This is a genomic window from Eubacterium callanderi, assembly GCF_900142645.1.
Taxonomy (GTDB): Bacteria; Bacillota; Clostridia; order Eubacteriales; family Eubacteriaceae; genus Eubacterium; species Eubacterium callanderi.
In genome coordinates this window covers 1-21,632 of sequence record NZ_FRBP01000018.1, presented here as the reverse complement: position 1 = coordinate 21,632, position 21,632 = coordinate 1, and the positions used below count along the sequence as shown (strand labels likewise).

The 21,632-nt window shown below is 41.2% G+C and carries 17 protein-coding genes, 1 rRNA gene and 1 other RNA gene; 13 read left to right on the top strand and 6 right to left on the bottom strand.

The window, feature by feature from the left end:
- Positions 1–1,172 precede the first annotated feature (1,172 nt).
- Entirely contained in the window at positions 1,173–2,177 is a 1,005-nt protein-coding gene (locus BUC22_RS19870; protein WP_013381229.1) for a LacI family DNA-binding transcriptional regulator, read from the bottom strand.
- A 350-nt stretch (positions 2,178–2,527) separates the two neighbouring features.
- On the opposite strand from BUC22_RS19870, the gene BUC22_RS19865 reads away from it, so the two are divergent.
- The 9 genes from BUC22_RS19865 to BUC22_RS19825 all read left to right on the top strand — a co-directional run bounded on the left by BUC22_RS19865 (position 2,528) and on the right by BUC22_RS19825 (position 11,639).
- Positions 2,528–3,598, top strand: a complete 1,071-nt coding sequence (locus tag BUC22_RS19865) for an Ldh family oxidoreductase (RefSeq protein ID WP_013381228.1) — start codon at positions 2,528–2,530, stop codon at positions 3,596–3,598.
- Positions 3,599–3,629: 31 nt separating this feature from the next.
- Positions 3,630–4,439 carry a creatininase family protein gene (locus BUC22_RS19860; RefSeq protein WP_013381227.1) on the top strand — a complete coding sequence of 270 codons (810 nt, stop codon included), beginning with the start codon at positions 3,630–3,632 and terminating at the stop codon, positions 4,437–4,439.
- A gap of 159 nt (positions 4,440–4,598) precedes the next feature.
- Positions 4,599–5,423: an SDR family NAD(P)-dependent oxidoreductase gene (locus BUC22_RS19855; RefSeq protein ID WP_013381226.1), complete on the top strand. Its 825-nt coding sequence runs from the start codon at positions 4,599–4,601 to the stop codon at positions 5,421–5,423.
- Positions 5,424–5,450: 27 nt separating this feature from the next.
- Positions 5,451–6,878, top strand: a complete 1,428-nt coding sequence (locus tag BUC22_RS19850) for an L-fucose/L-arabinose isomerase family protein (protein ID WP_070081124.1) — start codon at positions 5,451–5,453, stop codon at positions 6,876–6,878.
- A gap of 22 nt (positions 6,879–6,900) precedes the next feature.
- On the top strand, positions 6,901–7,791 hold the full coding sequence (locus tag BUC22_RS19845; RefSeq protein WP_013381223.1) for an SMP-30/gluconolactonase/LRE family protein: 891 nt from the start codon (positions 6,901–6,903) through the stop codon (positions 7,789–7,791).
- Between the two features lie 11 nt (positions 7,792–7,802).
- Positions 7,803–8,576 (top strand): HpcH/HpaI aldolase family protein, encoded by a 774-nt coding sequence (locus BUC22_RS19840; RefSeq protein ID WP_013381222.1) that lies wholly within the window; start codon positions 7,803–7,805, stop codon positions 8,574–8,576.
- Positions 8,577–8,673: 97 nt separating this feature from the next.
- Positions 8,674–9,714, top strand: a complete 1,041-nt coding sequence (locus tag BUC22_RS19835; protein WP_013381221.1) for a TRAP transporter substrate-binding protein — start codon at positions 8,674–8,676, stop codon at positions 9,712–9,714.
- Positions 9,715–9,728: 14 nt separating this feature from the next.
- A complete protein-coding gene (locus BUC22_RS19830) occupies positions 9,729–10,346 on the top strand; it encodes a TRAP transporter small permease (RefSeq protein ID WP_013381220.1) in 618 nt (205 codons plus the stop codon).
- Positions 10,347–11,639: a TRAP transporter large permease gene (locus tag BUC22_RS19825; protein WP_013381219.1), complete on the top strand. Its 1,293-nt coding sequence runs from the start codon at positions 10,347–10,349 to the stop codon at positions 11,637–11,639. It abuts the gene before it with no gap.
- Between the two features lie 39 nt (positions 11,640–11,678).
- Here the strand turns inward: BUC22_RS19825 and BUC22_RS19820 are convergent, their stop codons facing one another.
- A complete protein-coding gene (locus BUC22_RS19820; RefSeq protein ID WP_013381218.1) occupies positions 11,679–12,554 on the bottom strand; it encodes an AraC family transcriptional regulator in 876 nt (291 codons plus the stop codon).
- A 261-nt stretch (positions 12,555–12,815) separates the two neighbouring features.
- Between BUC22_RS19820 and BUC22_RS19815 the strand changes: the two genes are divergently transcribed.
- From BUC22_RS19815 to BUC22_RS19805, 3 genes are read left to right on the top strand one after another with little or no spacing between them, the layout of a single operon-like run.
- Entirely contained in the window at positions 12,816–14,021 is a 1,206-nt protein-coding gene (locus tag BUC22_RS19815) for a uroporphyrinogen decarboxylase family protein (RefSeq protein ID WP_013381217.1), read from the top strand.
- Between the two features lie 15 nt (positions 14,022–14,036).
- Entirely contained in the window at positions 14,037–14,672 is a 636-nt protein-coding gene (locus BUC22_RS19810) for a corrinoid protein (RefSeq protein WP_013381216.1), read from the top strand.
- 13 nt (positions 14,673–14,685) lie between these two features.
- The gene (locus BUC22_RS19805; protein ID WP_013381215.1) at positions 14,686–16,119 is read left to right on the top strand and encodes a four-carbon acid sugar kinase family protein; all 1,434 of its coding nucleotides are present in this window, start codon (positions 14,686–14,688) and stop codon (positions 16,117–16,119) included.
- A gap of 893 nt (positions 16,120–17,012) precedes the next feature.
- Here the strand turns inward: BUC22_RS19805 and ssrA are convergent.
- The 4 genes from ssrA to BUC22_RS19785 all read right to left on the bottom strand — a co-directional run bounded on the left by ssrA (position 17,013) and on the right by BUC22_RS19785 (position 20,888).
- Positions 17,013–17,409: a transfer-messenger RNA gene (gene ssrA / locus BUC22_RS19800) on the bottom strand.
- Between the two features lie 19 nt (positions 17,410–17,428).
- Entirely contained in the window at positions 17,429–17,887 is a 459-nt protein-coding gene (gene smpB / locus BUC22_RS19795) for an SsrA-binding protein SmpB (RefSeq protein ID WP_013381200.1), read from the bottom strand.
- Positions 17,888–17,976: 89 nt separating this feature from the next.
- Positions 17,977–20,130: a ribonuclease R gene (rnr, locus tag BUC22_RS19790; protein WP_013381199.1), complete on the bottom strand. Its 2,154-nt coding sequence runs from the start codon at positions 20,128–20,130 to the stop codon at positions 17,977–17,979.
- 122 nt (positions 20,131–20,252) lie between these two features.
- Entirely contained in the window at positions 20,253–20,888 is a 636-nt protein-coding gene (locus BUC22_RS19785) for a flavodoxin family protein (RefSeq protein ID WP_073383562.1), read from the bottom strand.
- A gap of 448 nt (positions 20,889–21,336) precedes the next feature.
- On the opposite strand from BUC22_RS19785, the gene BUC22_RS19780 reads away from it, so the two are divergent.
- A 16S ribosomal RNA gene (locus BUC22_RS19780) occupies positions 21,337–21,632 on the top strand; the annotation flags it as partial.

Below are 21,632 nucleotides of genomic sequence, written 5' to 3'. Positions count from 1 at the left end.
AGAAGCCCTACCGGAACCTTTTTGCCTATCTGATTAAAATCCGGAAGATCAGTCAGTCCGTTGTCTAGCATTTTATCGAACAGAAAAAACTTTACATAGATGAGCACAACAACTGCGTTTTGCTAAGCCTCGATGAAGAAGACCTGCCGGTCTCCGCCTTTCGGCGCAATACTTATGCAGAGTGTTTTCAGGAATGCGATCATTTTTACAAGCATATTCCAACCCTTGAAGACTGTAACGATGACCTGAGACAAATGGCCGAAAAGCAGGAAAAATAAAGGCAACAAAAGAATCAATCTGAAAAAGAAAATCAAGAAGGCTATTTATAGTTCGGCCAAAATCTATGAGAAGCAGTTGTTTGAAGAAGTTAATCAGGACTGGGAAGATTACCGGATATATAAAAGCATTTCCTTCAATTGCGAGCGCTGTCCTGATGAAAAGCGACAGCAATGTATCGGAAGCAAGTCCTTTGAAAAGATGGCCGATCGTCATGTTTGGGGAGATTACCTTTAAATAATGAGTAGCAATAAATGGGCAGTTGCAGATTTTCAGCCTTAATTCGTGGAGAGAATATCTGAGTCATGACTATCAGTTGGAAACCTTATTTCTTTACTTAAAAGTCAATTATTTATCAGACGTCCGGTAAGCAAATATCATTCAAACAATTGGGCTGTGAGAAGTGTGGAGCTATTAGGGGGTTGAGTTGAATGGTTCCCCGATGTTTTCGGATAATGAGAATAATTTTTCGATCAGTCTTGGTTTAAGAAATTGAATGATCCGTTATGACAGTGATGATAACAGGTTTAGCATATCCAAAAACTGCTATCTGAACCAGTATACAGATAGCCTAATTTTAATCTATCCTGTATCAATCTGCACCAAACCGAAAGAAAAGACGTAAGCGGATGTCGCTGTTCATAGAAACAAGTCGGATCATCACCGATTACGACCTTGGTTTTCAGAGTAATACAGTTTTTGTGATATTATTTGTATCTGGAAAGACAATAAAATGGGTTGAAAAAGAGCTGAATATTTCAGACGATGTTTTTTTACTAAGGAACAAGCTTATTTATAAGCTGGCTAAAACGGACATTAGCGGTCCGTTTTAGCCTATGGGAAATGAGGTTTCCAGCAACGAATGTCCTTTAAAAAAAGAGCAGGTTTAAGCCTTTTTATGTTGTCTTTCGCTCGATTATCTCACAGGGATATAGAAATAAATGCCGTTCAAGATCTGAATCACTCGGATTTATGATGAGTTGAACGGTTTTTTTGATCATATCTTCCAAAGGCTGAATAAAGGTCGTTAAATTGTAAGAGGGATAGGCAGATAAATCAATATTGTCAAATCCAATGATAGCTAAATCTTTAGGGAGATGGAGGTTATATTCATAACGCGCAACATCCATACATCCTGCAGCTATGAGATCATTGGCGCAAAAGATAGCATCGTATTTTTTTGTTTTGTGAGAAAGTATATCTCGCATAATCTGCTGACCCGCCTCATAGGAAAAGGTGCATTTATAAGTGTCGCAGACTGTGAAGCCCTGTTCTTGTAACCGATCCAAAAATCCTTTCTGTCGGTCAATGCTAGTAGAAACATCTTCAATTGATCCGATATAGGCAAACTGGGTATAACCCTTTTTTATAAGATAATCAGCGCAATGACGACCGGCCTCTACATTATCGCAACACACAGCGGTAACGTTGTGGTTATTGGAATAACGATTGAAGAGTAAAACAGGAATATCAAATTGGGCACAATTATCAATCCAGTCAAAAGAAATTGGTGATGACGTTAACAGGATGGCATCAACTCGGTATTGTAGAACCTGCTGCATAACGGCATCGCTATTTTTTTCATCCTCAAGGTTAAAAAAAAGGATTTGTTTATTATATTTTTGAAAAGCGTTGGAAAAGGATGTCAAAATTTTTGCGTAAAAAGGATTAGTAGGGTTTTTCATAATAACGGCAATGATATCTGTCTTATTAGAACTCATACTCCTTGCAATGGCGTCAGGCGTATAATTGAGCTCTTTGGCTGCATCAAAAACTTTTTTTCGCGTTTTATCTTGCATTTTTGAGTTTGGATTAAAGGCACGGGAAACTGTAGCCTGAGAAACGCCTGCCCGTTTGGCTACTTCTATAGATGTGACTCTTTTTTTATTGATAGTTTGCATTTAAAATACTTCCTTGCTGCTTTTATCGTTTTTTAATACGTATTCATCTATGGAGTAGTATGCCATATTTTGTTAGAAAAGACAATCTATTTTTTTGTTAAATCTTAAAAAATAAAAATATTTTTATATTTTTTATAAATTTCAGTTGACAGGTAATAAAAATGAGTGTATTATTAAAAACATAAAGAATACGTATTCACAGAACGTTTCCAATAAAGTGAAAGATAAAAAAATATAAGTTTTTTCAATCTAAATATGGCTTTTAAAAAGAAATAATAATATTATTTTATATTTTTTTAACAATTAATGAATACGTATTAATTTTCAACAAACAAGAAAGAAGGAGAAAAATGGAAGAGGCAAAAACAAAAAAAATCAGCGCTGAAACTTTAGAAACCTTTATTACAGAGCTCTTTGAAAAAGCAAATATGTCGAAAAAAGATGCGGTCTTTCATGCGAAAGCTCTTGTGAAAAGCAACCTTTGGGGGGTGGATTCACATGGTGTCATTCGTGTGCCAGCTTACTTCAACCGAATGCTGAACGGAGGCATTAATACAAAGCCGGATATTAAAGTGGTCCGTGGTGAAGGCAACATGGAAGTCATTGATGGCGATGGCGCAGCAGGCTTTATTGTTGCGAGAGAAGCCATGAAGCGTGCCATTGAAAAAGCGCGGGTTGGCGGCATTGCTGCCGTTGGTGCGGTTAATAGCAATCACTTTGGTGCTGGCGGTCTTTATGCCAGAATGGCAGTCGAAGAAGGTATGGTGGGGATTGCAATGACCAACGTAAAGCCTTTGATTGTGGGTCCGGGTGCTAAAAAACCTGTTGTTGGAAATAACCCCATAGCTTTTGGTATTCCAACTTATGGTGATTTTCCGTTTATCCTTGATATGTCTCTTTCAAAGGTTGCTGGCGGTAAGCTTACACTGGCCATTAAGAAAAAAGAAAAAATTCCAATGGACTGGGCTACGGATAAAGAAGGCAAACCAACGGATGATCCACAAAAAGCTTTCGATGGATATTTGATGCCGATGGGCGATTATAAAGGCCTTGGTCTTGCTTATGTTGTTGATATTCTTTCAGGTGTTATTTCAGGCGGTGTGTTCTCGCATCAGATGAAGAGCATGTACGCAAATCCTGAAGAGCCAAGTTTAACAGGCCATTTCATGATTGTTTTGGATATTTCAAAAATTATTCCAAAAGAAGAAATGAAAAAACGGATGAAGGAATACTATGACACTTTAAAAGCAACGCCAATGCTTGAAGAAGGTACAGAAATGTTTTTGCCAGGCGAAATTGAATACCGCAAAGAGCGGGAGCGTTTGAGAGATGGTGTGCCAGTTCCGGAAACTACAATTGAAGAATTAAAAGAATTAGCTGAAAAATACAATGTCAATAAGCCGTTAACGGTTTTAGAATAAATAATATGATTAATAATAAGGAGAAATTAAAATGTTAAAAAGAAAACACTTATGGTGGGACGAGCTCTCAAAAGAAGAAATCCTGGAAGATGTAAAAAATTGTGATATGGCAATCCTGCCAATTGGTGCTACTGAACAGCACGGACCTCATTGCCCTTGCGGATGTGATGCTTACAATGCAAAAGGTTTAGCTGAAAAGGTTGCTGAAAAAACTGGCGCCATGCTTTTACCACTGCTTCCTTATGGTTCTCATCCATACCATCACTGGTATATGCCTGGGACCATTCCTTTGGGATATGAAACACACACAAACGTACTTTGTGATATTATCCGTGGTGCTGCCAATGCTGGCTACAAAAAATTCTTTATCCTTTCCGCTCATGGTCAGGTATCCACAACATTAGTTGCAGTTCATAAGCTTGGCCTTGAAGGTTACTTTACCCTTTCTGCTCACTGGTATGATCTTCTGAGAGATAATCAGACAGCCCTTGAAACGCCAATGACCCATGCCGATGAAGCTGAAACTTCCATGGCTCTTTACCTTTATCCACAGTACATTGACATGAGCAAGGCTGTTGATGATGGCGGCGAATGTCTCATTAATGATGAATTCATGATTAAACCGGGTATGACTCCAAAGCCAGGTCAGATGTACCACTTTGAAGGAACCTTTGCTCGTCCAGAATATATTGAACTGAAAAGCGGTGTTATTGGACATCCAACACTGGCAACCGTTGAAAAAGGCGAAGCCATTGTTGAAAAAGCAGTCAGCCTGATTTCTGACATTGTTGAAGATGTTATGGAACGTTTCCCGGCTGGCGTTCAACCTCCTGTAAAATAAGAAAAATTTACTGATAAAAAACCCTCCCCCTTATAATGTATTAATGGTTCAGCTTCAGCCAAGGCTGGGCTGTGTGCAGAATTCATTTCTGCGCACCTCGGAGTACAGATTTGAAGCTGTATTGCGAAGTGTACAGAAATAAGCAATAAAGGAGTAAAAATGAAACTAAAAAATAAGGTCGCCATTGTTACAGGCGGTAGCAAAGGAATTGGATACGGTATTGCAGAAGAGTACCTAAAAGAAGGTGCGAAAGTAGTCATTTGTGCCAGAAATAAAGAAGAAGGAGTAAAAGCAGTTGAAGAGCTAAAGCAATTTGGGGATGTTTTCTTTGTACCTTGTGATGTATCGATACAGCAATCCAACGAGGCACTGGTAGCAGAGACAGTAAAACAGTTTGGCCGTGTGGATATTTTTGTTGCCAATGCTGGAATTAATGATCCTGACAAAACACATTACTTGAATATTACCGATGAGCAGTATGAACGAATCATGGGAGTCAACCTCAAAGGTGTATTTTTTGGTGGGCAGGCAGCAGCGAGACAAATGGTTAAGCAGGGAGATGGTGGAGCTATTGTCAACGTATCCTCAGTTAACGCTTATCTTGCTTTAGACAGCCAGATGCTTTATACCACCAGTAAAGGCGGTGTAGGTCAACTGACAAAAGTGCAGGCTGTAGCCCTGACAGATTACAATATTAAAGTCAACGCTATTTGCCCAGGTCCCATTGATACAGAATTGATGCGCCGTGTCGGCTCTGATCCACAGCTCTTTAATACCGTTATTTCCAGAACCCCCATTGGACGTGTAGGAACGCCGAACGAATGTGGCCGTCTAGCTGTTTTTCTGGCTTGTGACGACTCAAACTTTGTTTTCGGACAATCTATTTTTATCGATGGTGGCCGTGGTTTCCAGGCATTCCCGGTACCAGGCTACAAGACAGTAACCGATGAAGAATTCGAACAGCTTCAATCAATAAAAAAATAATTTAAAAAAATCAAGGAGTAAAATACTATGAATTTACCAAAAGTCGGGATGATTACCTTCGGTGATCCAAGAGAGCATGAATGGCGTACAGTATTCAGTAAAGTAGCAATTCCAAGACACGAACAGGCATTGGAATTTTTCAAACAATTTGATATGGAAGTCTTTACCTGCGGCAGTGTCGCCTGTAATGCTAAAGACATTGAAGAACAGGCAAAGGAATTAAAAGCAAAAGGCGCAGAAATTTTCTTAGGACACATTCCCTGCTGGACTTGGCCTAATTTAGTTGTCCGTGCCGCACAGGCCATGGATATGCCAACAGTTTTAGTCGCCAATGACGATCCAGGAACCCATGCGACAGTTGGTCTTTTGGGGGGCGGAGGTGCCCTGACTCAGGTAGGCATTGACCACGTCCGTATCAGTAGTGATTTTGAAGGACCTAAAAAAGGATTATTTGAAAAAAAAATGATGCCTTATATTAAGGCTGCCAGCGCAGCCGGCCGTTTGAAGGGCAAAACTTTCGGTTTGTTTGGCGGACGCTCTATGGGTATTGATACTGGAACCTTTGACCCAATGCAGTGGAAGCGCATGTTTAAAATTGATTCAGATCACATCGACCACGAAGAAATCATCCGTCGGGCAGAAGTTATTGACGAAGTCAGAATTGAAAAAATGTTTGACTGGCTCACCTCCAATGTGAAAGCAGTTAATTACAATGAAAAATTTACAAAGGAAAAATTAAAGTACCAGATTGCCTGTTATTTTGCCACAAAGGATATTATCAGTGACCGAAGCCTGGATTTTGCCGCCATTAAGTGTATGCCGGATATGACTAACTTCAGAATCCCACAATGTATTTCTACAGCCTTCCTAAACAGCGGCTACGATGCAGACGGAAATTTTGAACCCTTTGCCATTGCCTGTGAGGCGGATGCAGACGCAGCATTGACAATGGAAATGATGAAGCTTTTAACGGACGGAATGCAAACTATGTTTGCAGATGTTGGACATGTGGACTATGAAAATAATTTGATTTTTCTGCCAAATTGTGGCTCGATGTGCACTTGGTTCGCAGGACGCCACTGTGATGGCTGTGAAAACCTCAAAAATGTTGAGTTGATGATGGCGAATCGTCCAACTGGCGGTGCAGTAACCTACATGAACCCATCTCCCGGTAAAATTACTTTGGCAAGGCTTTGTAGAAATACAGGAAAATATGAAATGATTATCATGGAAGCTGAATTCGTTATGCCGAATCAGGGAATTGTTGATGGTTTCAAAAAAGCCAGAGGTATCCATCAACTACCGGTAGCTTTTGTTCATACTGATTATGATATAGAATCTTTTATGGATCAGTTCAATTCAAACCATATTACAGCAGTTGCTGGAAAGCATGCAGCGGAACTTGTTCAGTTGTGCCGGATTCTTGGTATTGAAGCAAAAGTAATGGAGGCATAAAGCCTATAAACAGGAGGGTGAGATGACTCTGAAGTTAAGAAAAGATAATGCAGGCTTGGACAAAATTCTTGATCCTTCACAGACTTTGCAGATTGAGGCACAGGGATTTACCTTTATTGAAGGTGGAGTATGGAATAAACAGAAAAAAAGTCTTATATTTAATGATATACCAGAAAGTAAAACCTATGAATATTTCCCTGGGCAGCCGCCGAGGCTGATCCGGGAAAATACGCACAAAGCCAACGGCAATGCCTATGATTTAGATGGTAATATCGTTGTCTGTGAACACGTTCGTAGTTGTATTTCAAAGTTAGATGTTCAAACAGGTGATGTGCGAGTTTTAGCATCACATTATGAAGGGAAAGAGCTTAACAGCCCGAATGATGTTGTTGTCAAAAGTAATGGCGTTATCTTTTTTACAGATCCGCGCTTTGGAAGAAATCCATCATGGGTTGGATTGGAAAGAGAGCAAGAGTTGGATTTTCAAGGCGTTTTCAGCTTATATCCTAAGACTGGAAGACTAAGACTTTTATGCAGAGATTTAGATAATCCAAATGGACTTTGCTTTTCTCCAGATGAGCAGTATTTGTATATTAATGATCCACCCAAAAGTCATATTCGTCGCTTTAAAGTAAGGCTAGATGGTAACCTTGAGGAAGGAACTGTATTTGCAATAACTAAGGGTGAGGGAAAGGGAAAACCCGATGGGATGAAGACAGATGTAGAAGGTAACCTTTACTGCTGTGCCCAAGGGGGAGTTCATATTTTCAACAAGAAAGGCATATGCCTTGGTGTAGTGAAAATACCGGAACAATCAGGCAACTGTGCATTTGGAGGGGATGACATGAAGACATTGTATGTTATGGCGACAGATAAGCTTTATAGTTTTAGAACAAAAATAAAAGGAAATTAAGGATTTATAAAATGATACGTAAAAATAAAGTAAAACAAATCTTAAGAGAAGGTGGTTCAGCCATTGGTACCTTTGTCAAGACAACAGATGCCAGTGCTGTAGAAATTATGGGAATGTGCGGTTTTGATTTTTTTGTTATCGATAGTGAGCATGTTTCTTATAACCCTGAAACTATTACAGATTTAGTGCGGGTTTCGGATATTTCGGGTATAGTACCAATTGTCAGAATTAAAGAAAGTACACCAGTTAACGTCATGCAGGCCCTTGATCAGGGTGCTTTAGGTTTCCATGCTCCGAATGTCGATACCTATGACCATGCGAAATGCGTTGTGGACAGTGGACGGTATGCACCTCTTGGTAACCGTGGCTTTGCACCAACTCATAGGGCCGCAGGTTACGGATTGATGAATAAGCAGGAATATATTAAAATGGCAAATGAAGAAATTTTAACCATTCTCCATTGCGAAACCATGGAAGCTGTTTTAAATTTAGATGAAATCCTAACGCTTCCAGAGCTGGATGTCATTTTTATTGGACCCATGGATTTGTCACAATCTCTTGGAGCAGAGGTTATGGGAAATCGAAATCATCCAGAGCTGTTAAAGGTTATTGATACAATTATTGAAAAGGTTAACACAGCAGGCAAGTCAGTAGGAACGGTTGCAGGAGACGCTAAAATGGCCAAAGAGCTCATTGAAAAAGGTGTTCGATATGTGCCCATTAGCTCAGATCAGGGCATGATGGCAGACATGGCAAAGCTCATTATTAAAGATTTAAAAGCATAATTCTGAAAAATAAAGATGAACGTGAACGGATAACTTGATAAATAACATTATTAATGGCAAAGTAAAACTTGCCAAATAAAATGCTGGGGGAATAATAATGAAAAAACGATTGATCTGCGTTGTTCTAGTGAGTTGCTTGCTCACGGGACTTTTTGCAGGCTGCGGTAAAGAAAAAAAAGTCGATGCCAATGGAAACCCCATAACGGTTATTCGATTGGCTCATGATAATAATGTTAATACTCCGGTTCACAAAGCATTTTTAAAATTCAAGGAAGATGTGGAAAAAGCTTCCAATGGAAGCATTGAAGTCATGATTTTCCCAAGCGCCCAGATGGGGAGCGTTTCGGACACCTTTGAACAGGCACGTCGCGGCGACATTGAAATGAGCGCCAGTACAACTTCCAATTTTACAAGTACCATTCCAGAGTTTTCGGTTTGGGAAAGTTACTATTTGTTTGATGATTCTGAGCACGCTGCCAGAGTACTTGATGGTGATGCAGGTAAAAAGTTAATGGAGCCTTTGAATGACCAAAACCTGGAGGGGATCGGTTATATGGAAATTGGCTTCAGAAATTTCTCGAACAGTAAACGACCCATTAATCAGGTTGATGATTTGTTTAATCTGAAAATCCGTGGTTACAATCCACTGCAGATTAAAGCATGGAGTGCTTTGGGTGTTACCCTTAGTGCAGTTAGCTTTAATGAGCTCTATACTTCCCTGCAACAGAACCTGATTGATGGTCAGGAATGTGCAACCTCAAGCTTTTATACTGAAAAATTTTATGAAACACAAAAGTATTGGTCTTTAACCAAACATCTTTACACCAATTTCCTATGGTATGCCAATAAAGACTTTATGGACGGTCTCTCTGAAGAAAATCGTGCAATTATTACAAAGGCAGCTAAGGAGTGTATTGACTATGAACGTCAGCTGGTAGCGGAAACAGAAGAAAGTTCACTGAAAAATATTGAAGAAGCAGGCGTTCAGATTAATGAAGTACCAACGGAAACAAAGCGTGAAATGGCTCAGAAAATGAATGACAGCATTAAAAATGATATTATAAAAAACTGCGGTCAGGATATTTACGACTATGTCATGGAACAAGTTGAGCTCGAACGTACGAATTCAGCACAATAGTTGGGGGAAGCAAAATGAAAAAAGTATTAAAATGGTTAGACGTTAACTTTGAACCTTTGCTGATCGCGGTTCTATTTACGGCGTTAATTTTGTTGATTACTATACAGGTTATCCTGCGTCTTTCACCTTTAGCGGGCTTTTCCTGGGGAGAAGAAATTTCCCGTTTTATGTTTGTATGGCTTATGTATTTTAGCTTTAGCTATGCAACACGAAATAACCGACACATTCGTGTATCCTTTTTTGTGAAAAAATTACCAGAAAGTGCACAAAAGGTTATTCTCTTTATTTGTGATATTCTATTTCTGATTTTTTCAGGTTTTGTTCTGGTAGCATGCTTTAACATCTGCATGACTGCAAGCCGTTTTAACGACATGGCAGTTACACTGGATATTTCTATGAATGTACTTTATGCAGCAGGCGTTGTGGGATATGCTCTGATGGTTGTCCGAATTATTCAGGGAATCGTTTGGAAGGTTAAACATTGGGGTGATAGTGCTGAAATTTTTGAAAATTTTGGCGGTGAATTCACGCCGGATAATAGAGTCTTTTTTGACACCATGCCCGAAGGGGAATTTGCTGCAGAAGTTGATCGGGATTTAGAAGAAGTTATTGAAAAAGAGGAGGGGAAATAAATGGTTACCGCTGTATTATTTATATCCTTTATTGTACTGCTGCTAATCTCAGTACCAATCGGGATTGCGCTTGGCCTGGCCTCATTGGCAACCATTCTGTTACTGGATCCAATCAGTATGGAGACATTTTCACAATCCATGGTACAGGGTCTGAACTCCTTTCCGCTTATCGCCGTACCGCTCTTTGCTTTTGCGGGCGATATTATGGGTAAAGGTGGATTGTCCAAACGCTTACTGGATTTAATTGGTATTGTCTTTGGACGTTTTACAGGTGGTCTTGGGATTGTCTCTATTGTAACCTGCCTGTTCTTCGCAGCGATTTCAGGAACCGGTTCTGCTACAGTAGCAGCCGTTGGCTGCATCATGCTGCCATCCATGTTTGAAAAGAAATACGATAAGGTTTTTTCATCTTCACTTATCGCAACTGCCGGTACAACTGGGGTTATTATTCCGCCAAGTATTTGCATGGTAGTATACGCAGTAGCTGCCGGCGTGTCTGTTACGGGGCTCTTTACAGCTGGCATTCTTCCCGGTATTGTCATTGGTGTTGCTTTAATCATTTATACGATTTTTCGCTCTAAAAAAGAAAAATACGTTGGTGAAAAGCGTACCTATACTGGAAAAGAAATTGTACGAATAATTATCGAAGCCATTCCGGCACTGCTGGTACCAGTCATCATCCTCGGCGGAATTTACGGTGGTATTTTTACACCGACTGAAGCTGCTGCTGTAGCTTCGATTTATGGTGTCATTGTTAGTGTGTTCATCTATAAAGAAGTTAAAATCAAGGATTTGCCACACATCATGTTCAATTCGGTTTATATGTGTGCAACGGTTCTTATTATCATTGGTATATCTGCAGGGTTTGGACGTATTTTAACAATTACTCAGGCGCCGATTGCTATTGCAAACGCCATTCTCAGCTTTACTTCAAGCAAAGTTTTGATTTTAATCTTAATTAATGTGCTGTTGTTAATTGTCGGAACATTTATGGAAACAAACTCAGCCATTATTATTTTGACACCAATACTTCTGCCAATTGTAACACAAATTGGTGTAAACCCAATTCATTTTGGGGTCATTATGGTACTGAATTTAGCCATTGGATTCATTACGCCGCCGCTCGGGGCGAATCTCTTTATGGCAAGTCAGGTAGGGAATGTTAAATTTGACAATATATGCAGGGGGATCATCCCTTGGATCCTTGTAATGATCGTTGTATTGATGATTATTACCTTTGTCCCAGAAATCACTTTAGCATTGCCGCAGATGATGAATATTCCAATTAAATAAGATAAAACACCCCGCATATTCAATGCGGGGTGTTTATTTTTAGAAAGTTTCAAGTTTGCGGTATTCTTTTGGTGTAAGGCCCGTGTGCTTTTTAAATTGTCTTGAAAAGTAATTGGCGTCTTCGAAACCCGTTTTTACAGAAATTTCTGAGATAGAAAGGTTGGTGCTTTTTAAAAGGTAACAGGACTCCTTCATACGAAGGTTTAAGCAGTATTTTTTTGGTGATAGGCCATATTTTTCGGTAAAAAGTCGCCGAAACTGGCGTTCTGAAAGGCAGGCAAGCGCTGCTAGATCCTCAACAATCAGGGGTTCAGTATAGTGGTCTTCAAGATAGGAAATGACTTTTTGAAACTTTTGCTTCTGGCCGTTTTGAGAATCGTTTTTTTCATAAATTCTGGAAAGATAAGTAATGAGAATCATAAAATAGGAATGAACCATAACCTCATAACCATTTTCAGAACAGCTGACCTCCTCCAATAAGTGGTCACATATATTCGAAATATAGTAAAGCTCATCGTAAAGTAAATGCAGCACATTCGTTAAATCCATGCTTTCGTTCAAGGTAGCCTGCAACACGAACAGGGATTGAAAGCCCTCGTTTTGCTTAAGGGTTCCCGCATATTTCATTAAATCGTCGGCATGGAAAAGCAGATGAATAATTTCTAGCCCCTCAACCTCATGAAGATGGTGGGGAGTAAAGCTGTTGATCACGTAAACACAGCCCTCTGTCAAATTTTTTTCGTAATTATTTACGATAATTTTCCCCCGGCCTCCTGTCACAATTGTTAATTGGGAAAACTCATGAATATGGGCATGATCCGACTCAGTCAGCTTGAGCTTTTCAATGCAAAAGGGAATACAGTTGAAGAAAATATTCCGTTTTTCGTTTTTACTGATAAGTTCGTATTGTCTCATAGATTAATTATATACGCTTAGGCAGTAATTGCAAAGGAAAACTTTTTAGTAAGATAAGTAAAAAAACGAATAAATGTCCGAAAAATGCTATTTTCATTCCGAAAACTTCTAAAAAATGTTTTTTTATGCTAATGAAAGGCCATTTGATGAATAGGAAGATCTTGTAGAGGCTGATATAATTATATTATCAAGTTATCCGTTTTCGATAAAAGGCAGTTCACCGTTTGTAATAAAGTTTTCATTTAATCAAGGAGAGATAAAATGGCAGAAATGAAATCAAGAGAGCGCGTTATCCGCGCCATCGAACATCAGGAAACAGACAGAATACCCATTGACATTGGAGGCTTATCAAACATTACAACCATGCATAAAGATGCATACCGTAAAATGCAGAAATACTTGGGACATGAAGGGGAACCTTTTGAAATTTCTTCCATGCTTTCACAGTCTGCTAAGCCAGATGAATATGTGAGGAAACGCTTTAAGGCAGATTGTTATCCCATTTATTCAAGTGGTCCCGAAGGATATATGAAGATACTTCAGACAGACCCGGTTGACGGCTCAACCTTTTATTATGACGATTTTCAGGTTAAGTGGGCTTGCCCTAAAAATGGCTTTTTCTACGATCCAGTGGGACATCCGCTGGCAGAGATGAAAACCATTGACGAAATGGAAGCCTTTGACTGGCCAGATCCCTATGACAAAACCAATATTAATGGTCAGGGTATTGTTGGCCTTGGCGATAAAGCAAAGGATTTATACGAAAATACTGATTATGCATTGGTAGTAGGCGGTATTTTTAACGGCGGCACCTTTGTACCGATAGAACAGCTGCTGGGTTATGAAAAATTCTTTAAAATGCTGATGAAAAAACCAGATACGGTTCGTTATCTTTTGGATAAGATTTTGACCTACGAAAAAGCCCATTGGGATATGCTTTTGGATGAAGTGGGCAAATATGCCAGCGTTGCGGTTTTATCTGACGATTTAGGCTCACAGATTGCACCAATCATGCGCCCATCCATTTACCGGGATGTGATTAAGCCTTATCATAAGGAAATTGTCAATTTTATTAAATCTAAATGCGATCATATTAAAATCGTCTACCACTGCGATGGTGCAATTTCAGAATTTTTGCCAGATATGCTCGATATTGGTTACGATGCCTGGAACCCCGTCCAATTTTCTGCAAATGGCATGGATGATACCGCAGCTATTAACCGGGAATACGGCGATAAAATTGCTTTCTGGGGTGGAACCTGTGACGCACAGGGCGTGCTCTCAAGAGGGACGGTTGAAGAAGTCAAAGAGGATGTTAAGCGCAGAATTAAAGATCTGGCACCAGGCAGTGGCTTAGTCCTTGCATCCGTACACAACATTCAAAGAGAAGTGCCCATTGAAAACATGGTCGCGCTTTATGATTCGTTTTACGAATACGGCACTGCTTTTATGCAGGGCAAATTATAATCAGGGAGAAAAATAATGGAAGAAATTTTAAAAGAAATCACAGATTTAGTTGTTGAAGGCGAAGATGAGGAAGTGCCAAAGGTGGTACAGAAAGCTCTCGATGCAGGCATTGATGCAAATGTTATTTTAAGAGAAGGCTTAGTTACTGCAATGGATGTTGTGGGGCCGCGAATGGCTTCCGGTGACATGTATGTGCCGGAGGTTCTCATGTGTGCAGACGCTATGCGCGCAGGTCTGGAAATACTGAACCCAATCCTTGCAGAAGGTGATAATGCCTCTTTAGGTAAAATCATCATTGGTTCGGTTGAAGGAGACCTTCACGATATTGGAAAAAATCTTGTAGCCATGATGTTGGAAAGCTCCGGCTTTGAGGTTATCGACATTGGTATTAATCAGTCTACCCCAAGATTTGAAATGGCCATTGAAGAGCACGATCCAGATATTGTTGCGTTATCGGCATTGCTGACGACAACCATGCCCGCTCTTAAAGAAACAACTAAGGCACTTAAAGAAAAGGGCTATCGTTCAAAAATTCTAGTTGGCGGAGCACCTGTAGATCAGGCCTACGCCGATGAAATTGGAGCGGACGGCTATGCAGAAGACGGTGCCGGCGCAGTAGTGTGCTCGAAACAGCTTTTAAATATCGCATAAAGAAGGCAGAAAAATGGAAGATAAACTTAATGTATCCATTCTTGACAGCTTTTCCAAGGTTGATGAAAAAAATATTGACCAAAAGCTGAAGGAAGCCCTTCAAAGCTTCCACAAAAAAATTGTTGTCCTTGATGATGACCCTACTGGGGTTCAAACCGTACACGATGTGTCCGTTTATACGGATTGGTCAGAGGAAAGTATCTATGATGGTTTTGCTGAAAAAAATAGTATGTTTTTTGTCTTGACAAATTCTAGAGGCATGACAGTACAGGAAACCGAAGCAGTTCATAAAGAAATCGCCCAAAATATTTTGAAGGTAAGTGCACAAACTGGTAAAGAATTTCTGGTTATTAGCCGAAGTGATTCTACCTTAAGAGGTCATTACCCCCTTGAAACAGAGACTCTTAAGGAAACCCTTGAAGCTGGCTTAAATATGAAACTGGATGGCGAAATCCTGCTTCCGTTTTTCAAAGAAGGCGGCAGATTTACAATTAATAATGTCCATTATGTTATGGAAAGCGATAATCTCATCCCGGCAGCACAGACTGAGTTTGCAAAAGATAAATCCTTTGGTTACAAGGCATCGCATCTTGGGAAATGGTGTGAAGAAAAAACCGGCGGTCGATTTAAAGAAAAAGATGTTACTTACATTTCGTTGGAAGATTTGAGAAAATGTGAGACCGAGAAAATTACAGAAGCTATGTGTGAAGTAACGGACTTTAATAAAATTGTCGTCAATGCTGTTGATTATATTGATATAAAAGTATTTACTATAGCTTTGATTAATGCCATGAATCGGGGAAAGAACTTTATACTCCGCTCTGCAGCGGCAATTACTAAGGTTTTAGGCGGTGTTTCAGATAAACCACTGCTCGCTCACGATGAGCTTATCCTGGAAGAAAATAAAAATGGGGGCATTATCATTGTTGGCTCCCATGTTAACAAGACCACCGCACAACTGGAAGAACTCAAAAAATCTAAAGCACCAATTGAATTTGTTGAATTTAATCAGCACCGCGTGCTAGAAGATAAGGGGCTTGAAGAAGAAGTTAAGCGTGTTGTCAGCATTGTAGATACCCTTATTCAGGAAGGGAAAACTGCTGCTGTTTACACTAGAAGAAACCGCTTTGATCTGAAGACAGACGATAAGGATGAGCAAATAAAAGTATCTGTCAAGATTTCTGACGCTGTTACTAGCATTGTCACAAATCTCACAGTACGGCCTAATTTTATCGTTGCTAAAGGTGGCATTACTTCTAGCGACGTGGGTACAAAAGCCTTAGCGGTGAAAAAAGCCAATGTTATGGGTCAAATTAAGCCAGGTGTTCCTGTGTGGATGACGGGCTCTGAAAGTAAATTTCCAGGGCTCCCTTACATTATCTTTCCAGGAAACGTTGGCACTAATGAAACCTTGAAAGATGTAGTAGAAAGATTAATGGGAATGTGAAGATATATAAGAAATCTTATACAAAAGTCTACGATCTATGGTACTAAACTCCATCTCTTTAAATATATTTTTCAGAAATACTTAGACTGGGAAAAAGCCAAATCTCCTCATAAGATAGCTTCACATAGTATTACTATAATGCTATGTGAAGTTTATTTTTTTAGAAGCTTTTTCACTCACTACTAAGGCATAATAAGAAGAATCAAAAGACAATAAAGGAAGCTCAAAAGTGTTTTTATTTACATAGCTTAGGCCGGTATTGATTTACTTAAATATAAACAAAACATCGTTAAAATAATATAATTTGTTTATAATCATTTGTTTTCTATTCTGGTAGACTCATTAAAACATGAAAGAGATGATTCTGCCTCGTTCAACATAACAATGTAAACAAGCCGCCAATTAATCCAATGGATGAATGTTGTTTTTTTAATTGTCAAAAACAATAATCTTATTGAAGCTACAACACTGACTGAAAATCTTTTTGATTATCTTTGAAGAGAAGAGATCAACACTGTATTGGAGACTGTCAAATCATAATATTTATATCCGATAGTTTATATCGCCATTAACTATGGATTTAGACCAGGAGAATTATTAGGATTAAAGTGGCAATCAATCGATTTAGAAAATGGTAGGACGGACATAAATTTTAGTGCTGTTCAAGTCGAACATAACCTACAATAACCGTTAAAAAACAAATATATTCAAAGGTCTTTTGTGCTGTCAGAGGATTCGATACATATTTTAAAAGAAGTAAAGGTCGAGCAAGAAGAAAACCAAAAATATTGTGGAAACTGCTATTATAAACAGGAGCATGCCTTTGTTTTCTTACAGGAAAATAAAAACAGTTTAAACCATCCGAAAATGGCTTAAACTGGCGGTTCCATGAATGGTGGAGACGGTGGGAGTCGAACCCACGTCCGAAAATGCATTCACAGGAGCTTCTCCGAGCACAGTCATTGATTAATATTCGCCCTGCGGGATCTCCAATGACAAAGATCCTGTAGAACTAGCCTCTTATGCGTTTGCGGACCGAGGCCCTTCCTCAAACGGTTCCCTGCTGTTATGAACGCTGATCTCCAAATCGCAGGTTAAATGGAGGAGCGTGCAGCAATTATTATGCTGCGGTAAGTCTTAATACGGGTTTAGACTGCAATTAAGCAGCTAAAGCCATACCGTAACTTCTGTTTTCTTTTGCGTTTATATTTAAGTGCCACTTTTAACGATGATCAGCGCATCGGCTCGCTACTCAAGCTTCAACATCCCCGTCGAAACCTTTACGTCCCCATTTGGGTATTTCTGAAAGCTAAACGCTGTGCCGCAGATTTTTCTGGATACGCCGGTTAGCGTCCCGCTCTGCGATGGTGTGCCGTTTATCATAGAGTTTTTTGCCCTTTGCCAGTGCCAGCTCAAGCTTAACCCGCCCGTTTTTAAAATACAGGGACAGAGGCACCAGGGTATAGCCCTCACGCTGCTTAAGCCCAATCAGCTTGCGGATCTGCTGCTTATGCAGGAGCAGTTTTCTCGGACGCAGGGGGTCTTTGTTATAGATGTTCCCGTGCTCGTAAGGGGTAATGTTCATTTGATAAACATAAACTTCGCCGTCTTTGATGTCGGCATGGCTTTCTTTCAGGCTGGCCTTGCCCTGGCGGAGAGATTTAACCTCGGTTCCGGCAAGGACGATTCCGCATTCATAAGTTTCTTCGATGAAGTAATCGTGCCGGGCTTTTTTGTTCTTGGCAATGACTTTGACTGAATCGGCCATAACACCCATTTCCTTTCTTTCAGATAGTATTTTATTATACCAGAACCAAAGCGATTAATCAAGGGGTAAATTTGTGCGGCAGGGGCGGCTTATGGCCGTCCCTGCTTTGGTGTCTGGGCAATTTCAAAATCTATCTGCCGGTTGTTGATGTCGGCGTGAATGAGTTTGACGGTGACATCCTGCCCCAGCTTGTAGATTTTTCCAAAACGTTCACCTACCTGCTGGTGCATTTCCTCGTCGTAATAATAGTAGTCGTCCTTCAGACTCTGGAGACGAACCAAGCCTTCGATGGTATTGGGAAGCTCTACAAAAAAGCCAAAGGAGGTCACACCGCTGATCTGGCCTGAGAAGGTTTCGCCGATATGCCTTGACATATACTCAACCATTTTGATCTTGTCCACCTCACGCTCAATATCGTCTGCCCGGCGTTCCCGTTCAGAGCAGTGCTTTGCTATTTCATCAATATGGCCCTTCAGGTATTTTACTTCCTTGGGGGTGACCGCGTGTTCCATGATCTTAGATAGGGTTCGGTGGAGAGACAGGTCGGGATAACGGCGGATCGGCGAGGTGAAATGGGTGTAATAGCCGGCGCCTAGGGCGTAGTGCCCCTTACAGTTGCCTTCGTAGACGGCCTGTTGCATGGTTCGCAGCATCAGACGGGTAATGATGTTTTCCTCGGGGGAATCTTCAATATCCTTTTGAAGCCTCTGGAAATCCTTCCCCGTCACTGGCGTGTCCTCTTTACCGAGGCTGAAGCCAAAGCGTCCGATAAAGGTGCGGAAGGCTGTGAGCTTTTCGGGATCGGGCTCGGGGTGGTTGCGGAAGATAAAGGGCAGGCCGGTCTTTTCGATATGGGCGGCGACTGTTTCATTGGCAGCCAGCATAAACTCCTCGATGATCCGTTCGGAGATTCCGCGTTCCAGGGCGACAATCTCACAGGGGTAACCCTTTTTGTCCAGCGTGATTTTGGGCTCTGGAAAATCAAAATCGACTGCGCCCCGGCGGATCCGGCGTTCATTATAGAGTATGGACATCAGCGCCTCCATTTGAAAGAGCGTGCGCTCAAAAGGCTCAAGTGCTGCGGTACCTTCATCGTGGGTGCCGTCCAGCAGCCGGTTTACCTGACGATAGGTCATGCGGGCAGCCGAGTGAATTACGGATTTAAAAATATCGTAGCTCAGGATATTGCCCTTGCTGTCAATCTCCATAATACAGCTCATGGTCAGACGGTCCACGTCTGGCTTGAGGCTGCACACATTGTTAGAAAGATTAAAGGGGAGCATCGGGATTACCTGGTCGATGGCGTAAATGCTGGTGCCGCGCTCGTAGGCCTCCAGGTCAATGGCGCCCTGCTCAGTGATATAGTTGCTGACATCTGCGATATGAACGCCCAGCACATAATGCCCATTTTCGTTCATGCTCAGGGAGACGGCATCGTCAAAATCCTTGGCGTCGTCGCCGTCAATGGTAAAGATTGTCTCGCCTCTCAGGTCAACGCGGTCTTTTAACATTTCGGGTGTGATTGTGTCACTCAACATATTGGCGTCACGGAGAGTCTCCTCGGAAAATTCCATGGGTACGTCAAATTCTCTGAAGATGGACAGAACGTCAATCCTCGGGTCGTCGGCGCTTCCGAGTACCTCCACGATACGGCCCTCGGGATTTTGGCCGCCTTCGGGCCAGACCGTTACGCTTACGACAACCTTGTCATTGGTGTGGGCACCGTACATATAGCGTTCGGGAATAAAAATATCTTTGTTGAGTTTATCGTTATCTGGGATGACAAAGCCAAAGTTTTTGTGTTGCTCGAAACGGCCGACCAGCTTGCTGCGGCCGCGCTCCAGTACTTTGACAATTTCGCCTTCCGCCCGGCGGTCCTTTGCGGCTGTGAGGAGGCGCACCTCCACGCGGTCCATGTCCAGAGCGCCATTTAAGGAGCTGGGGGCAATAAAAATGTCCTGATCCATGCTCTCATCGTCCGGGGTCACAAAGCCAAAGCCTCTGGAGTGTCCCTGGAGGATTCCGGTAATTCTTTTTTCGTCCTTGATGTTGACATAGCGTTCCTGATGGTCGCAGGCGATTTTGCCCTTCCGCACCATCTCAGTCAGCAGATTGTTCAGCATCTGTTTATCTTTTTTATTGTGAAGATCCAAAAGGTATGCCAGATCCTTAAAGCGCATTGGCCTATATCTGGAGCTTTCGATTACGGACTTCACCATCTTTTTTAAGTCTTTTGTTTTCATAATGCCTCATTTTCTGTATAATATATAACCTTTATAGGTTCATTCTAACAGAGTAAAGTCTTAAACTCAATCAATTACATAAAATTAACCGCTGCTCTCAGAAGAAAACAGCGGTTAAAGGATCAATCCCTTAACGCAGAGATGGACGCAGCGATCTGGGCGGCTTTTTCAAAAATCTCGGGCTGCTTGGATAAATCGGGCTTCATATCCGGCGTGTAGATTATGCCGTCCTGCGCCATCAGCGCAAGTCCGCTCATTTCGCAGACATCACCCACACCACAGGTCATACAGGCGATGGGGGTTTGAACATTTAAAAACTCCGGCGCTGGCAGACGGTGGTAATTGACGAAAAAGTCGGTCAGGCCCTTTTGGGCAACCTCTGGACTGGTACCGGAGGAGACCACACAAATAATTTTTTTGAGCTTAAGCCTGACGCCCAGGTGGCGCAGAGCAAACCAGCGCTCCAGAAAAACATGGGTCATGGCATTAAAACCCAGAGAAAACGCGTAATAGGTGGGAAAGCCAAGAATCAGAACATCTGCCTCCATGAGACAGGACTGGATATGATCCCAGCCGTCCTGCTGTACACAGCGGTTTGTATGGACACAGCGCATACAGCCAAGGCAGGGGCGCAGTTCATAGTCGCTCAGATAAATAAGATCCTGATCGACACCCTCCAGATTATTTGAGAGGCACTCAACGACCTGGGCGGTGTTCCCGTCCTTGCGAGGAGAACCAACAACCGATAAAACCTTCATAACAATACTCCTTCTCCCTTATATAATGTAGGTATTCCTTAAAGAACAATATAGCAGAGAAGCCTTTTAAAAACAATGATAAAAAAACGTAAAAAATTTCAGAAAGGGTATTGACATTCCTAAAGCATCGTCGTATAATAATGAAGCTGTCGCAAGTGAGGCGGCAAGTGAGTGAGAAATCACCACTTAGCAAAAAGTTTTTTTAAAAAAAGTTCAAAAAGAACTTGACAGAGAAAAAACAAGATGCTAAAATATAGAAGTTCTCTCGCAAAGAGGAAACAACGATTACAGCGTAGAGTTGTAAGGGTCATAGAAAAGAGAATAGTACCATAAAACCTGAAATTCCGGCTGATGAAAATCAGCAAAGGATAAAACGCAAGTGCGATGAACACTTCAAAAAATCATCGAATGAACCAGATCAAGAAGCCGAAAGGCTAACGATAAACTTTTTATTGAGAGTTTGATCCTGGCTCAGGACGAACGCTGGCGGTATGCTTAACACATGCAAGTCGAACGAGAAGGTTTTGAATGATCCTTCGGGTGAAATTAGAACTGGAAAGTGGCGAACGGGTGAGTAACGCGTGGGTAACCTGCCCTATGGAAAGGAATAGCCTCGGGAAACTGGGAGTAAAGCCTTATATTATGGTTTTGTCGCATGGCAAGATCATGAAAACTCCGGTGCCATAGGATGGACCCGCGTCCCATTAGCTAGTTGGTGAGATAACAGCCCACCAAGGCGACGAT